The organism is Ancylobacter mangrovi, assembly GCF_024752355.1.
GTDB lineage: Bacteria > Pseudomonadota > Alphaproteobacteria > Rhizobiales > Xanthobacteraceae > Ancylobacter > Ancylobacter mangrovi.
On record NZ_JANTHZ010000009.1, the window covers coordinates 37693 to 52004 of the forward strand.

General features: G+C 67.8%; 13 protein-coding genes and 1 tRNA gene. 6 read left to right on the forward strand and 8 right to left on the reverse strand.

What is annotated here, in order from left to right; all coding sequences use genetic code 11:
- Window positions 1–63: 63 nt before the first annotated feature.
- The 5 genes from eno to NVS89_RS17880 form a co-directional block, all read right to left on the reverse strand.
- Window positions 64–1347, reverse strand: coding sequence for a phosphopyruvate hydratase (gene eno, locus NVS89_RS17860; protein WP_258734112.1), 1284 nt, complete (start codon window positions 1345–1347; stop codon window positions 64–66).
- A gap of 172 nt (window positions 1348–1519) precedes the next feature.
- Window positions 1520–3016 carry a sensor domain-containing diguanylate cyclase gene (locus NVS89_RS17865; RefSeq protein ID WP_258734113.1) on the reverse strand — a complete coding sequence of 499 codons (1497 nt, stop codon included), beginning with the start codon at window positions 3014–3016 and terminating at the stop codon, window positions 1520–1522.
- Window positions 3017–3304: 288 nt separating this feature from the next.
- Window positions 3305–4177, reverse strand: a complete 873-nt coding sequence (locus NVS89_RS17870) for an efflux RND transporter periplasmic adaptor subunit (RefSeq protein ID WP_258734114.1) — start codon at window positions 4175–4177, stop codon at window positions 3305–3307.
- Window positions 4174–4413, reverse strand: a complete 240-nt coding sequence (locus tag NVS89_RS17875; RefSeq protein ID WP_258734115.1) for a DUF1656 domain-containing protein — start codon at window positions 4411–4413, stop codon at window positions 4174–4176. The genes NVS89_RS17870 and NVS89_RS17875 overlap by 4 nt, the downstream gene beginning before the upstream one ends.
- 3 nt (window positions 4414–4416) lie before the next feature.
- On the reverse strand, window positions 4417–6552 hold the full coding sequence (locus NVS89_RS17880; RefSeq protein WP_258734116.1) for an FUSC family protein: 2136 nt from the start codon (window positions 6550–6552) through the stop codon (window positions 4417–4419).
- A 318-nt stretch (window positions 6553–6870) separates the two neighbouring features.
- Here NVS89_RS17880 and NVS89_RS17885 point away from each other — a divergent pair, with 318 nt between their 5' ends.
- Together NVS89_RS17885 and NVS89_RS17890 are read left to right on the forward strand one after the other, a co-directional pair.
- Complete coding sequence (locus NVS89_RS17885) at window positions 6871–7833, forward strand: AraC family transcriptional regulator (protein ID WP_258734117.1); 963 nt, start codon at window positions 6871–6873, stop codon at window positions 7831–7833.
- A gap of 227 nt (window positions 7834–8060) precedes the next feature.
- The gene (locus NVS89_RS17890; protein WP_258734118.1) at window positions 8061–8678 is read left to right on the forward strand and encodes a carbonic anhydrase; all 618 of its coding nucleotides are present in this window, start codon (window positions 8061–8063) and stop codon (window positions 8676–8678) included.
- Between the two features lie 96 nt (window positions 8679–8774).
- On the opposite strand, the gene NVS89_RS17895 is transcribed toward NVS89_RS17890, so the two are convergent.
- Complete coding sequence (locus NVS89_RS17895) at window positions 8775–9680, reverse strand: MipA/OmpV family protein (RefSeq protein WP_258734119.1); 906 nt, start codon at window positions 9678–9680, stop codon at window positions 8775–8777.
- Between the two features lie 144 nt (window positions 9681–9824).
- Here NVS89_RS17895 and NVS89_RS17900 point away from each other — a divergent pair, with 144 nt between their 5' ends.
- On the forward strand, window positions 9825–10673 hold the full coding sequence (locus NVS89_RS17900; protein ID WP_258734120.1) for a LytTR family DNA-binding domain-containing protein: 849 nt from the start codon (window positions 9825–9827) through the stop codon (window positions 10671–10673).
- Between the two features lie 39 nt (window positions 10674–10712).
- Here NVS89_RS17900 and NVS89_RS17905 read toward each other — a convergent pair whose 3' ends face one another.
- A complete protein-coding gene (locus NVS89_RS17905) occupies window positions 10713–11039 on the reverse strand; it encodes a hypothetical protein (protein WP_258734121.1) in 327 nt (108 codons plus the stop codon).
- 633 nt (window positions 11040–11672) lie between these two features.
- Between NVS89_RS17905 and NVS89_RS17910 the strand changes: the two genes are divergently transcribed.
- Window positions 11673–11954, forward strand: a complete 282-nt coding sequence (locus tag NVS89_RS17910; protein ID WP_258734122.1) for a metal-sensing transcriptional repressor — start codon at window positions 11673–11675, stop codon at window positions 11952–11954.
- A gap of 6 nt (window positions 11955–11960) precedes the next feature.
- Entirely contained in the window at window positions 11961–13205 is a 1245-nt protein-coding gene (locus tag NVS89_RS17915; protein WP_258734123.1) for a nickel/cobalt efflux transporter, read from the forward strand.
- 168 nt (window positions 13206–13373) lie between these two features.
- On the opposite strand, the gene NVS89_RS17920 is transcribed toward NVS89_RS17915, so the two are convergent.
- A tRNA-Lys gene (locus NVS89_RS17920) sits at window positions 13374–13449 on the reverse strand.
- Window positions 13450–13687: 238 nt separating this feature from the next.
- Here NVS89_RS17920 and wrbA point away from each other — a divergent pair.
- Window positions 13688–14287: an NAD(P)H:quinone oxidoreductase gene (gene wrbA / locus NVS89_RS17925; RefSeq protein ID WP_258734124.1), complete on the forward strand. Its 600-nt coding sequence runs from the start codon at window positions 13688–13690 to the stop codon at window positions 14285–14287.
- The last annotated feature ends 25 nt before the right edge of the window (window positions 14288–14312 follow it).

Here is a 14312-nt window from a genome sequence, read left to right on the forward strand (position 1 = left end):
TGGTCGGCTAATGGATGCCGGCGACGCCTGAGAGGCGGGCGCCGCGGCGGCAGTCCTCGCGACTCAGCCCAGCGCCTTCAGCGCCGCGCGGCCGGCATAGAGCGCCTGCGGCCCGAGTTCCTGCTCGATGCGCAGGAGCTGGTTGTACTTGGCGGTGCGGTCGGAGCGGGCCAGCGAGCCGGTCTTGATCTGCCCGCAATTGGTCGCGACGGCGAGGTCGGCGATGGTCGAATCCTCGGTCTCGCCCGAGCGGTGCGACATCACCGCCGTGTAGCCGGCCTTGTGGGCCATCTCGACCGCGTTCAGCGTCTCGGTCAGCGAGCCGATCTGGTTCACCTTGACCAGGATCGAGTTTCCGACGCCCTGCTTGATGCCGGCCGACAGGCGCGTGACGTTGGTCACGAACAGGTCGTCGCCGACCAGCTGGCACTTGGAGCCGATCGCGTCGGTGAGCAGCTTCCAGCCCTCCCAGTCGTCCTCGGACATGGCGTCCTCGACGGTAACGATGGGGTAGCGCGCCACGAGGTCGGCGAGGTAGGCCACCTGCGCCTCGACGTCGCGGACGGTGCCCTCGCCCTCATAGTCGTACTTGCCGTTCTTGAAGAACTCGGTCGCGGCACAGTCGAGGCCGATGCACACGTCCTCGCCCGGGGTGTAGCCGGCCGATTCGATCGCCTTCATCACGAAGCCCAGCGCCGCGTCGGCGGACGGCAGGTTCGGCGCGAAGCCGCCCTCGTCACCGACATTGGTGTTGTGCCCGGCGTCCTTGAGCGCCTTCTTCAACGTGTGGAAGATCTCCGAGCCGGTGCGCAGCGCCTCGGCGAAGGTCGGCGCGCCGACCGGCAGGATCATGAATTCCTGGAAGTCGATCGGATTGTCGGCATGGGCGCCGCCATTGACGATGTTCATCATCGGCACCGGCAGGGTGCGGGCATTGGTGCCGCCGATATAGCGGTAGAGCGGCAGGTCGCGCGCTGCCGCCGCCGCCTTGGCGAGCGCCAGCGAGACGCCGAGAATGGCGTTGGCGCCGAGCCGCGCCTTGTTAGGCGTGCCGTCAAGGTCGATCAGGATCTGGTCGATCGCCACCTGGTCCTCGGCATCCATGCCGCCGATGGCGTCGAAGATCTCGCCATTGACCGCGTCGACCGCCTTGGTCACGCCCTTGCCGAGATAGCGCTCCTTGTCGCCGTCCCGAAGCTCCACGGCCTCGTGCGCGCCGGTCGAGGCGCCCGAGGGAACGGCGGCGCGACCCTTCGAGCCATCCTCCAGCACCACATCGACCTCGACGGTCGGGTTGCCGCGGCTGTCCAGAATCTCACGCCCAACGATATCGACTATGGCGGTCATGCGCTTCCCCAGTTCCTCGCTCGCCCACGGAGGGTTCGTGGGCGCTTCTACTCGACCCGTGTGACATGCGAAAGGGGTGCCACGATGACAGTGCTCCGCCGCCCTCCGCCTCGCGTTGCGGCAGGCGGGGCCGTGCCCGTCCCCTCCCCGACTCTCGTCCGGCGCCAGCCCCCTACGTCGCCGGGAACGCCGTTCCCTTCAGCGGCGGCTCGAAGCACTTGACGCAATTGCGGCCCGCTTCCTTGGCGAGGTAGAGCGCGGCGTCCGCTTCCTTCACGAGCTGGCTCGCGGTCGCCACATGCGCGTGGGAGGAGGCGACGCCGATGCTCACCGTGCAGGCCTGGGAGAGCGAGGTCATGTGCCCGGTCTCCTCCTCGACCGCCTGGCAGATTTCGGAGGCGAGCTTGCACGCGCCCTCGGCCGGCGTATCGGGCAGGATCATCGCGAATTCCTCGCCGCCATAGCGCACGGCGAGGTCGCCCGCGCGGCGGGCATGGCGAGCCAGCACGTCGCCGATCTTCTTGAGCACGCGGTCGCCGATGGTGTGGCCATGGCGGTCATTGACCTGCTTGAAGTGGTCGGAATCGACCAGCAGCAGCGAGAGTTCCTTGTGGGTGCGCTTCGTGCGCCGCCATTCCCGCTCCAGGCTCTCGTCGAAGACGCGCCGGTTGGCGAGCTCGGTCAGCGGATCGGTGCGCGCCAGCTTCGCCAGTTCGTTCTCGACCCGCTCCCGCCGCGCCAGCTCCCGCTGCAACCGGATCGCGACGACGAGGGCGAGAAGGCAGAGCGTCAAGGTGAAGGCGACGGTCATGTAGAGCCGGAACCACCATCCGGAGAGGATGTCGTTCCAGGCGAGTCCGACCGCCATGAAGAGATCGGTGCCCGGGATCTGGGAGAAATTATAGAGCCGCTCGGTGCCGTCGGTGATGGCTACCGCGGTGAATGTCCCCGATCTCTCCTGGAGCATGCGCGCGAAGGTGGAGCTGCTCGACAGGTCGATGTCGGTGTCGCCCGTGCCGTCCAGCGACGGCTGGCGCATCAGTACGCGGCCGGCGGCATTGAACAGGGTGATGGAGCCGCGCTGGCCCGGATCGAGGCTGCTGAACAGGTCCCGGATCGAGTTCAGGCGGATGGCGATGAGGACGATTCCTCCGAACGAGCCGTCGGGATTCGAGATTCGGCGGCTGATGCCGATGCTTGGGTCGTTGTTGCGCAGGCGGCTGCGGAAGGGCTGGCTGATATAGAGCCCGGCATCCCTCGGCTTCTGCGCCAGGAAATAGTCGCGGTCGGCGAAATTGCCCAGCCGCGGCTGCGGCGACAGCGGGTCGAGCACGATGTTGCCGTTGCTGTCGAGCACCAGCAGCGAACCGATGAAGCTGATCTTCGACGCCAGATTGGCCAGCAGCGCGTTCTTGTCGGCGACCGGCGTGGACGAGAAGCGCGGGTCCTGCACCAGATCGACGCTCATCTCGAGCGCCAGGTCCCAGACCCTGAGCCGGCTGGCGATGTAGCTCTCGCTCGCCTGCAGCAGGCCGAGGCCCTCGCGCTCGGCGCGGTACTCGGCGTCGCGATAGGCCATGCGGACCGTCTCGACCATGACCGCGACCACCGAAAGGGAGGCGACGGCCACCAGCACGGTGATGATGGTGCCGATGCGCCCGCGCGGCATCGGCCTGAAACGCCTGCTGATCGAATACCCGTCCACCCTGCCGCTCGCTTCGTTGGTTAACAAAAGCTTGCGGCGGGGAACCTAGCACCGTTCGCTCGCACTTGTGACCCGATCATCTCGCACGCGACCTATGCGTCAGCATGAAATTCAACCGGATGCAGAATGGATTACCTTTCTCGTCGCGAGGCCGCGACGTAGACGGCCGGCCTCGGCGCCGGAATCGAGCCCGGCGCGGGGAACGACATCATCGGCCTTGGCTATGGGACGACCGTGCTCACGTGTGCGCGATCATCGCCGCGGAGTGACGATCACCGTCGCCGACATGCCGGCGGCGAGCTCGACGCCGGACGGCAGCGGGCCGAGCTTGATGCGGACCGGAATGCGCTGGGCGAGCCGGATCCAGTCGAACTCGGGGTTCACATTGGCGAGCAGGCCGCTCTGGTCGGTGGTGTTGGCGATGGCGCGGCTCAGCCCCTCGACCACACCATCGATCACCACCCCGCCGGCCATCAGCTCGACCCGTGCGGGATCGCCGTCGCGTATCGCCGGCAGCTTGGTCTCCATGAAATAGGCATAGACATAGAAGGAGTTGCGATCGACCAGCGCCATCGCGCCCTTGCCGACCGTGGTGTAGTTGCCGACGAAGACGTTGAGATTGGTGACGTAGCCCTCGACCGGCGCGCGCACTTCGCTGCGGGTCAGGTTGAGCTCGGCCGTGTCGAGCGCCGCCTGCGCGGCCTGCAGTTCGGCTTCGGCCTCGGCCGCCGAGACCGAGGTGCGCTCGACCGTCTGCACCGAGATCGCCTCGCTGTCGTCGCGGACGAGGCTCGTGTCGCGATTGGCGGTGTCCTGCGCGTATTTCAGCGCCTGCACCTTCAGCGCCACCTGCGCCCTCGCCTGCTCGGCCGCGACCTTGAAGCGCTGCTGGTCGATGACGAACAGCACGTCGCCCTTGTGGACGAGCTGGTTGTCGGCAACGTTGACGGCGCTCACCAGCCCGGACACGTCCGGGGCGATCTCGATCACGTTGGCCAGCACCCGCGCGTCGCGGGTCCAGGGCGAGAGCGTGTAGTAGATCCAGAGCTGCCAGCCGATCGCCAGCGCGGCCGCGACCGCGACGCAGGTGATGCCGACGCGAAGCAGGGCGCCGCCCCGGTTCATCCCTGTCCTCCCGCGAGAATCGGCAAGGCGAGCAGGAGCACGCCGAGCAGGATGACGTAGAATGCCGTGTCGAACAGCGGCCGGTGCCAGACGAGGCGGTAGAAGCCCGCCAGGCCCAGCAGCCAGCGCAATACCAAGAACGGCGGCAGCGCGACCAGCCCCCACATCAAAAGCGGCGGCAGGTAGAAGCCGAACGCCTCGGGCGCGTGGAAGGCGATCTGCGGCGCGAACAGCAACGCTCATTCCTCCGCGAGCGAACGGGTGAGGAAGGCCCGGTCGATGTCGAAGCGGTCCGAGATGAAGCGCAGCGACGCGCCGGCGCGCACCGTCAGCGCTGCACCCGGCTCGCCCGGCCGCAGCGCCAGCCCGGCGAGGACGGCGCGCGCCGAGCGCACCTCGGCCTCGGCCTCCGCGAGCCGCCCTGCCCGCGCCTCCCCCGCCTGCGGCAGGCTTTCCAGCATCCCAGCGAAGCGCGCCAGGAAGGTGGTGAGCAGCGCTGCCACCTCGGGCGGCAGGTCCGGGTCGCGGCGCAGGCGGTTGAGCCGGCCGAGCTCGAGAGCCGTCGAGGCGGCGCCGAGCGCGCCGCGCAGGAAATCCTCATCCGGCGTCCGGTCGAGCGACAGGCGCGGCAGCAGCTCCGCCAGCATGTCGAGGACCTGCCCGAGGATCCGCCGCTCGTGGCGCACCCCGCGCGCCGCTTCCGGCAGCAGCCGGCCGATCACTTTTCTCCAGAAGGCGGTGCGGGTCGCCGTCGAGGTGACCGGCACCAGGGCGAGAAAGCCGAGGCACGTCGCCATGCCGAGCACGAAGGCGAGGTTGGAGTTGAAGAAGGCGATGTCGTCCGGCCGGAACACGTTGCCGGTGCCGAGCTGGGCGCCGATGAAGCCGGCCAGCATGACGCCGGGCCACATCAACTGCGGCGTGCCGGCCATCAGCCCGCCGGGCAGGAGGAGAAGGACGAGGAACAGGGCGAGCGCCTCGAACCCCTCGATGCGCGGCAGCACCAGCACCATCGCGGCATAGGAGATGACGAGGGCGAGCACGGTCCAGATCATCACCGGCAGGCCGAGCTTGCCGGGCCGGTCCTGGTTGACCGAGAAGAACAGCATCAGCCCGACGCCGGTCAGCGCGTTGAAGCCGTAGGTCCATTCGGTCGCGGCCCAGAAGAGGCTGGCGAGGACGATGGCGAGCACCGCGCGCAGGCCGATCAGCACCGCCTCGACGCGCGCGGAGGCCGGCAATGTGTGCTGCGGGCGCCGCACCGAGGTCGGACGGCGCGCACGCACGCTCGCCGCCTCGCTCACCATCACCATGGAGAGGCCGTGCAGCAGGTCCCCTGAGCGGCGCAGGATGAGCAGCCCGTCGGCCAGCGGCTCGAACGGCACCGTGCCGGCCATCGCCTCCAGCCGCTGCGCGCCCGCGCCGAGGCCGGCCCGCGCGGCCAGCAATTCCCTGCGCACGGCGTGCAGGTCGGCGAAGGCGTTGGGGTTCGCGGCGATTCGGTCGAGCGTCGCCGCGGTCGCCTCCATCGCCGGCTGCATCTGCGCGAGGACCGGCCCGGCGCCTTCGACGCGGAAGTCGCCGATCCGCATGTAGAGCCCGCGCGCCACGGCGAGCACGCGCAGGAACTCGCGCACCGCGCGGCGCAGCAGCACGTCGTCGGCCCGCATTTCCGGCGCCTCGAACACTGTGTAGGAGCGCAGCGCGTCGAAGCTGACGATCGCCTCCACCATCTGCCGGCGCAGCGCCGCGAAGGCGGCGAGCGAAGTGCCCGGGCGCAGCGCGGTCGCCCCGTAATGGGCGAGTTCGCTGACGAGCCGCGCCATCTGCTCGCGCAGCACGACACCGGCATAGCGCGGCATCACCAGCACGGTCGCCGCGGTGGCGCAGGCGATGCCGATGATGATCTCGCCGGTGCGGTCGGCGGCGATCGACCAGGCGTTCATCGGGTCGGTCGCGCCTTCGAGCGCCACCAGCAGCGCGGTGTAGCCCGACAGCATGAAGCCGTAGGAGGCGTAGTTGCGCAGCCGCGCGCCGGCATAGAAGCAGCCGCCGAACCAGAGCGCGACGCAGCCCACCAGCGGCACCGCCGCCTCGGCGTAGAGCTTCAGGATCAGCAGCCCGGCGAAGGCGCCACCGACCGTCCCGACCACGCGATACGCGCTCTTGGCGAGCGCGCCGCCCGCGGTTGGCTGGGCGAGGAGATAGACGGTCAGGATCGCCCATTGGGGGTCCTGCATCTCGAGCTGGTAGGCGATGGCGAGGGCCGCGACGCCGGCAATCCCGATCCGCAGCGCGAAGCTGACATTGCGCCAGCCGAGGTCGACCGGAAAGGACGACAGGAGACGGGAGCGGGAGACGTTGGCCGCACTCATGGCGCCTCGCGGGCGATCCTAAGCTCGCGGCCGTCGGACTCCGGCCTCGCGGTGAGATTATCGCCGGTAGCGCCGTGCCGGCCAAGATGTATTCGCGCACGCCCTTCGCCGTAACGGCCCGGACGGAACCGCTCTCGCCCCTTGGGAAGGTCGGGTGGCGGTTTGCCAGGTTTCGCAGGTATAGTCGTGCCCGCTGCTCTACCGTGCGGCGGGTCGACACGAGGGCACATGGAATCGGCTTGGCACACCGGAGCTCTCCCGGCGGGAGAGGCAGCCCCCGGCACTCCGCTCCCTCCTCCCGGGGACGGGGACGGGGATATGTGCGGCGAGCATCCGCGCGAGGAGGACCTGCGCTCGGTGGAGATCGAGGACGCCGCGCTTCAGGCGGCGTTGCAGCCGCGCTTCTCCATGCAGTGCTTCCAGCTCAGCCCCGGCCGGCGCGTCGCGCGCATGGACAGCCTCGGCCTGTCGGGGGCGCAGATCGTGCGCGAGACGCAATATGCGGCGGTCCAGAAGCTGGGAGCCACGCCGGCCGATCTGTGCACGGTCTCGCAATGCACGCCCGATCCGGCGTTCCGCTTCACCGACCGCTGCGCCGGTGCGGAGGATGCGATCTTCTTCATGCCGGAGAACACCGAATTCGACCTGCGCGTGCCCGCCGGGGCGCGCACCTTCTATGTCGGCTTCAGCCAGCAGGCGTTCCAGCACGCGGCCTGCGCGCTCGATCCCGAGCGGTGGGAGGACGCGCCGCGCGCGTTGACGGCCCTGCCGGCCGCCCTCCCCGAGCTACGGCAGGCGGTGGACCTGTGGCTGGAGAGCGCCGAGGCCGACGACGGCGACCATCCCGATCCCCGCGTGCTGGACCGGCTCGTCTTCCAGTCCGTGGTGCAGGCCGTGGTGGTGGCGGCTAGGCAGGGCACCGCCTCTCCGCCGCCCCCCACCCGGGCGCGGGCGCTGCGGATCTGCCAGTCGGCGCGCGCCTTCGTCGAGGAGCGCATGGAGGGCGACGATCTTCCCACCCTCGCCGACATCTGCGCCGCCGTGGGCGTGTGCGAGCGCACGCTCCAATACGCGTTCCGCGAATATGTCGGCATCTCGCCCCTCGCCTATCTGCGGCTGTGCCGCCTCAGCCGGGCGCGGGCGATGCTGCTCGCCGCCACGCCGGAGGAGACCAGCGTCACGCAGGTGGCGATGCGGCTCGGCTTCCTGCATCTGGGTCGCTTCGCCGGCGATTACAAACAGATGTTCGAGGAGACGCCGTCCGCGACGCTCACCTCCTAATGAACGGAGCGACAAGGGAAATCGGCCGCCGCCACCGCCAGCTTTGCGGTTTCCGGATAGTCGGCATTGCCTCAGCTTCCTATTGAAAAAAGCGTGCGCGCCCTTTTTGCGCATCCTGGCAACAAACAACTGGGGGGTTGGCCATGTGCCGTGACTGTTCGATGGGTTTGCTCGACCGGCGACGTCTGATCGCGGGCGGCCTCGCCCTCTCGCTGACGGGTGCCTTCATGTCCCGGGCTTCCGCCCAGACGGCGGCTCCCGCCGGCTCGCAGGACGCGCTGACGCGTCTCAAGGAAGGCAATGCGCGCTACGTCGCCAATGCGCCGATCAACACCGACCATTCGGTCGGCCGCTCCAAGCGCTCGCTCGGGCAGCAGCCCTTCGCCGCCATCGTCACCTGCTCGGATTCGCGCGTCGTTCCCGAGTTGATCTTCGACCAGGGACCGGGTGAGCTGTTCATCGTCCGCGTCGCCGGCAACTTCATCAACGAGGACGGCCTCGCCAGCCTCGAATACGGCGCCGCCGTGCTCGGCATCGGCACGATCCTGGTGCTCGGCCATTCGTCCTGCGGCGCGGTCGACGCCACGATCAAGTCGATCAAGGACAGGACCCTGCCGCCCGGCCACCTGCCGAGCCTCGTCAATGCCATCCGGCCGGCGGTGTATGCCGCGATGGACGACAAGGCGGAAGATCTGCTCGCCGCCGCGACGGCGAAGAACGCGCAGCTGAACGCGGAGCGGGCGAAGACCGCGGCGCCGATCCTGTCGGATCTGCACAGCGTGGGCAAGCTGACGGCTGCGGCCGGCGTCTACGACATCTCCACCGGGCAGGTGACGTTCATGTAGACCCGCGTCCGGTTCCGCTTCCGGGAATAGCAGCCCGGTGCCCGGGCCCTCGGGGGCTCGCAGACCTGGGCACCGGGCTTTCCGCGTCGGCGCCGCTCAGAAGCGGTAGCCGACGGCGAATGTGACCGATGGCTGGAACTCTTCCTGCACGATCGGGCTGTCGGCGACGTCGCCGAGCAGGTAGCCGAGGCCGACCTGCCCGCGCACGACCCAGTGCTCGCTGACCGCATAGGTGACGGCGAGGTCGAGATCGACGCGCTTGAAGCCCGCGCCGATCGAATAGGCGGGCAGGCCCGAGCGCGCGGACTGTTCCGGCGTCACGCCGAAGAAGGTCTGCATGTAGTCCCCGTCGGCCCAGGTGGTCGACAGGCCGGCCGACAGGCGGAAGCGGTCAATGGTCTGCGCGAAGTCGCCGCCGAACGTGACCTCGATGCCGTCGCTGCCGCCGATGATCTGGCTGAACGAGGCGTAGAAGTCGAACGGGTCGGTGCCGAACTGCACCGTGCCGCCGACTACAGCGCCGACGTCGATGTCGCCGAGGCCGCGCAGCTTGTCGGAATCGTCCTCCTTGCGCCCGCGGTCGTAGCCGACCTGGCCGCTGAAGCGCAGATTGCCGAGCTCGTACAGGCTTATCGAGACCGCGCGCGGGTCGACCTTCACCCACTCGCCGAAGCTTGCGGCGAAGAACGGGATCGGCTGCACGTCGAGCTCGTTCGAGCCTTCATATTTCGGCGCGATCATCGCCCCGCCGCCGAGGATGACCTTCCACTCCGCCAGCCGCTGGTTGGCGAAGGTGAGCTGCTCGCTCACCGTGGAGCGCAGATCGGCGCTGGCGGTGTCGAAGTCCCAGCCGCTCATGGGCTCGGCGGTTTCGCGCGGGGCCGTTTCGGGCGGCGCGGCCTCGTCGGCTCTCGCCGGCCTCGGGGCGAGCGACAGGATCGCGATCATCATGGCAGGGACGATCGAGAACGGCCTGATGCAGGTCAGGTCGGCGTTTCTCATGCAGCGGCTCTTCGTGAGTGAAAACGCAGGTCTTGCGGACCGCCGCACAATCCCCGCCGCACCCGGCCGCCTCCAGCCCGGTTTCGCAATTGCGCCAAACTCTTCGTCAACGGTGCCCCGACACAGGAATCGGGACCGTTCACGATGCGTGAATTCGCCAGTTTCCACCCCGCCGTCCGGCTGCCGCGCTGGACCGCGGAGGTGGGGTTCGCCCTCGCCCTCGGCCCGGCCTTCGCCTGGGTCGGTCCGTTCGGCACCGATGACGAGCCCTTTCTCTCCGGGCTCATCTACTGGAGCGGAATGCTGGCGAGCTGGTTCGTCGTGATGGCGATCACCGAGGAACTGCTCGGCAATGCGGGCCTGTTCGCGGAGGCGCGCCCGGCGGCGAAGAGGGCGGCGATCATCGCACTCGCCGCCTTCCCGATGCTCCTTATCGTCGCGCCGGCGACCTACCTGTTCACCGGATGGCAGGTGACCCTTCTCGAACTCGGCGAGAAATACGTGCAGATCGTCCTCGTCGGCTCCGGCGTGTGGCTGATCGCCCGCGCCGCTCTCGCCCGCACGCCCGAAACCGCCGCGATCTGCCCGCCCACCCCTCGGGAAATGGCGGGCGCGCTGCCGGCCGCCATCGTGCCGGACGTGCGCCCCGCCGTGCCACAGCTTGTGGAGAGCCGCCTCGTCCAGCGCCTTGCCCCGGAACTGCGCGGCCGGCTGATCTGCCTCGAGATGGAAGACCACTATGTGCGCGTGCACACGGAGCGCGGCTCGGCGCTCCTGCTGCTGCGCCTGAGCGACGCGATGGCCGAGACTGCGCCGACGGCCGGGCGGCAGGTGCACCGTTCCTGGTGGGTGGCGGATGAGGCGGTGGAGAGCTTCGCCCGCACCGGGCGCACCGGGATGCTCCGCCTCAGCAACGGCCTGTCGACGCCGGTCTCCCAGCGGCACCTGAAGTCGGTCGAGACGCTGGCGTCGAGCCGTCCGGCAGCCCGCTAGACCACGAAAGTCCGCCGCCCTAGGGGGGCGAAGGATCGCTCAGGAAGCACGCCCGGCCTGCACGGCAAACGGCGTGTCGGGATAGATGCGGAAGGCGTCGATGGCGTCCGGCAGCGTCTCAACGGGCCCGCACCACACCATATTGACGTAATAGCCCGCCAGCGCCTCGTAGAGCGGCGCGCCCACCCCGTCCATGGCGCCGGTCGGCCGGTAGAGCGTGCCAATATCGTCCATCCGCCAATAGGTGCCGGCATAGACGCCTTCCGGCGCGAGCTGCTCGACTCTCTCCCCGCCCGCGAGTGCCGCGCCCATGGCCAGCGCGGCGGCACGATCGGGAAAGTGGAGATAGATGGCATTCTGCTGCATGAGGCACCGCCGCTCCGAGGAAGAAGGCCGGGCAAACGAGGCGAAAGAACCCGCACCGCCTGCCCGGCGTAACCGCTCACGTCGTAAGGACTATATTACCTCTACATGAAGTCGACAATATTTCGAATTTCATTATTTATTTATTTGTCGAATTCAATACTGCACATTTCTGCGGCGCGTACAGATCTATGCGCAATAATTACTACATATATCGCCGAGGTTAGCGCGACTCTGGCAGATAAGGACGATAGAACACGACCGGCAATGCAGGTGTCAACTCACATCTTCAGGGAACAGCGTGCTGGGGTTGCCGCAGCGACAGGCCGACCTGCGACGCAGGCGTTGACAACCGCTGATAGAAATTCCGAGACCGCAATTTGTTCCGGCGGCCCGCATGGTCGTGGTCGGCGAGGTCGAAAATTTGCGCCGCGATCGCGAGTCTCGGCCACCCGGCCGCGACGGCACAGCAATGCCGGCACGGGACTGAAGCGAAGCGCAATGGCTCGCGCACCAATCCATCAATGCTTTAACAGCGCCGCGTTGGCCGCGCGGCGACCCCGTGCGAAAATCTGCCATCAACATATCCCCCCAGAGGGGATGGACATAACCCCCTAGGGGGGATAGGAGTCAGCCATGAACGAGCATCCGCATGTCCACGCGAGCCACCCGCAGATCGTGAAGCGCCTCAAGCGTTCTCACGGCCACCTGCGCACGGTGATCGAGATGCTGGAGTCCGGTCGGACGTGCCTCGACATCGCCCAGCAGCTCCACGCCGTGGAAAAGGCGATCAGTCAGGCCAAGAAGACCCTTATCCAGGACCATCTCGATCATTGCCTCGATGAAGTCGTGGCGCCTTTGGAGCGGGATGAGCGGCGCTCGATCGACGATTTCAAGGAAATCATCAAATATCTCTGAGGTCCCATGCCCACATTCGCCGAGCTGATCCAGCAAAGTACCACCCACGCGTGGCTCTTCATTCCCAGCGCCATCTTGCTCGGCGCGCTCCACGGGCTGGAGCCCGGGCATTCCAAGACGATGATGGCCGCCTTCATCGTCGCCGTCCGCGGCACCGTGAGCCAGGCGGTTCTCCTCGGCCTCGCCGCCACGGCATCGCACACGCTGATCGTCTGGATCATCGCGCTCGGCGGCACGTACCTCTGGCGGGGGATCGCCCCAGAAACCTTCGAGCCGTATCTGCAGCTCGTCTCGGCGTTCGTCATCGTTGCCATGGCGGCATGGATGCTCTGGCGGACCTACGAGGACCAGCAGCGCGCGAAGCTGGCGATGGGGCACGATCACGGTTCCAGCCATGGGCATGATCACAGCCATGGTCACGATCATGGCGATCATGATCACGGCGGCCACGATCATGGGCACGGCACGTCGGATGTGCGGATGATCGACACCGGCCATGGGCTCCACAAGCTGGAACTGCACGATCATGGGCACGGCGACGCCCACTGGCGCTTCAGCCCCGAGCGCGGCAAGCCGTGGACGGCGGGCGAGGTGAAGCTCACCATCGAGCGTCCGGACGGCCGCAGCCAGAGCTTCGCCTTCGCCGAGCGCGGCAGCTACATCGAGAGCGTGGAGGCGATTCCCGAGCCGTTCGACTTCATGGTTCGCCTGGCGCTCGGGCACGGCAATCATTCGCATGACTTCGATGTGTCGTTCCTCAAGAGCTCGGAGGGGCACGACCATCTGCACGAGGAACTGCGCGGCCTCGAGGTCGGAACGGACGGCTATCAGGATGCGCACGAGCTGGCGCATGCCAACGACATCCGCAAGCGCTTCGCCGATCGCAACGTGACCACCTGGCAGATCGTTCTCTTCGGCCTGACCGGCGGGCTTATCCCCTGCCCGGCCGCCATCACGGTGCTGCTGCTTTGTCTGCAACTGCGCGAGTTCACGCTGGGGTTCGGCCTCGTGCTCTGCTTCTCGATCGGCCTTGCCGTCACGCTCGTCGTGGTCGGTGCGGCGGCGGCGCTGAGCGTCCAGCACGCCTCGAAGCGGTGGAGCTGGTTCTCGACGGCCGCCCGGCGGGCGCCCTATCTCTCCGGCGCGCTCCTCGTCGCCGTGGGTGTGTATGTCGGCTGGCATGGCTGGAGCGGCATTCAGGCCCTCCAAGCGGCGCCCGTCGCCTCGGTTGCGTCCGCCGTCGCCGGCTGATCGGCGGGTTCGTCCATCGTTCGAAAACGGCCGCCGAAGCCGCGAGCGAACAAGAGAAAGCCCTGCGGATCTCGGGCGAGACGTGAGACGGGTTCAAACCGCCTCATGTTCTCTTCCGGCGAGCGGCGCAAGACGCCGATTATCTTATATCTATCAATGCCTTACGCGTGGTGAGCCCGCTGGGACTCGAACCCAGGACCCCATGATTAAAAGTCACGTGCTCTACCGGCTGAGCTACGGGCTCTCCCACGTACCGGGGGATTAAGGGTTTCGCCCGCCGAAGGCAAGCCGCGCGCGAGGTTGTCCCATATGTCCGCCTCCCACGCGAAGATGGCGGCCGTCGACCGGGTTTCGATTGCGCGGATGCAATACCACTCTGTCGATCATATGGCTTTTGTGCCCGCCATGCCGGTCTTAGCTTGCACCGCGACATTCAGCGGATCGCCCTCGCGGTTCGCAGCGAGATGCAGGGAGTTGATCCGATGGCTAAAGTTCTCGTTCTCTACTATTCGACCTACGGCCACCTCGAGACCATGGCCGAGGCCGTCGCCGAGGGTGCCCGCGAGGCCGGCGCCGAGGTGGTGGTGAAGCGCGTGCCGGAGACCGTTCCGACGGAAGTCGCCCAGGCGAACCACTTCAAGCTCGACCAGAAGGCGCCCGTCGCCACCGTCGACGAGCTGAAGGATTACGACGCCATCATCTTCGGCGCGCCCACCCGCTTTGGCACCGTCGCCTCGCAGATGCGCAGCTTCATCGACCAGACCGGCGGCCTGTGGTTCTCCGGCGGGCTGGTCGGCAAGGTCGGCTCGGTGTTCACCGCCTCGGCGACCCAGCATGGCGGCCAGGAATCGACCATTCTCGGCTTCATCCCGACCCTGATGCATCACGGCATGGTGGTGGTCGGTCTGCCCTACGCCTTCCAGGGCCAGATGGGCGTCGACGAGATCAAGGGCGGCTCGCCCTACGGCGCCTCGACCATCGCCAATGCCGACGGTAGCCGCCAGCCTTCGGCGGTGGAGCTCGACGGCGCCCGCTATCAGGGTCGCCATGTCGCCACCATCGCCGGCAAGCTGCACGGCTGATCGTGGCAGACCATCGAAGCGTGAG

What these genes read in the sequence shown, in the direction of transcription:
- eno (WP_258734112.1), bottom strand. Translation starts at nt 1,347, where the DNA reads ATGACCGCCATAGTCGATATCGTTGGGCGTGAGATTCTGGACAGCCGC.
- NVS89_RS17865 (WP_258734113.1), bottom strand. Translation starts at nt 3,016, where the DNA reads ATGCCGCGCGGGCGCATCGGCACCATCATCACCGTGCTGGTGGCCGTC.
- NVS89_RS17870 (WP_258734114.1), bottom strand. Translation starts at nt 4,177, where the DNA reads ATGAACCGGGGCGGCGCCCTGCTTCGCGTCGGCATCACCTGCGTCGCG.
- NVS89_RS17880 (WP_258734116.1), bottom strand. Translation starts at nt 6,552, where the DNA reads ATGAGTGCGGCCAACGTCTCCCGCTCCCGTCTCCTGTCGTCCTTTCCG.
- NVS89_RS17885 (WP_258734117.1), top strand. Translation starts at nt 6,871, where the DNA reads ATGTGCGGCGAGCATCCGCGCGAGGAGGACCTGCGCTCGGTGGAGATC.
- NVS89_RS17890 (WP_258734118.1), top strand. Translation starts at nt 8,061, where the DNA reads ATGTCCCGGGCTTCCGCCCAGACGGCGGCTCCCGCCGGCTCGCAGGAC.
- NVS89_RS17895 (WP_258734119.1), bottom strand. Translation starts at nt 9,680, where the DNA reads ATGAGAAACGCCGACCTGACCTGCATCAGGCCGTTCTCGATCGTCCCT.
- NVS89_RS17900 (WP_258734120.1), top strand. Translation starts at nt 9,825, where the DNA reads ATGCGTGAATTCGCCAGTTTCCACCCCGCCGTCCGGCTGCCGCGCTGG.
- NVS89_RS17905 (WP_258734121.1), bottom strand. Translation starts at nt 11,039, where the DNA reads ATGCAGCAGAATGCCATCTATCTCCACTTTCCCGATCGTGCCGCCGCG.
- NVS89_RS17910 (WP_258734122.1), top strand. Translation starts at nt 11,673, where the DNA reads ATGAACGAGCATCCGCATGTCCACGCGAGCCACCCGCAGATCGTGAAG.
- NVS89_RS17915 (WP_258734123.1), top strand. Translation starts at nt 11,961, where the DNA reads ATGCCCACATTCGCCGAGCTGATCCAGCAAAGTACCACCCACGCGTGG.
- wrbA (WP_258734124.1), top strand. Translation starts at nt 13,688, where the DNA reads ATGGCTAAAGTTCTCGTTCTCTACTATTCGACCTACGGCCACCTCGAG.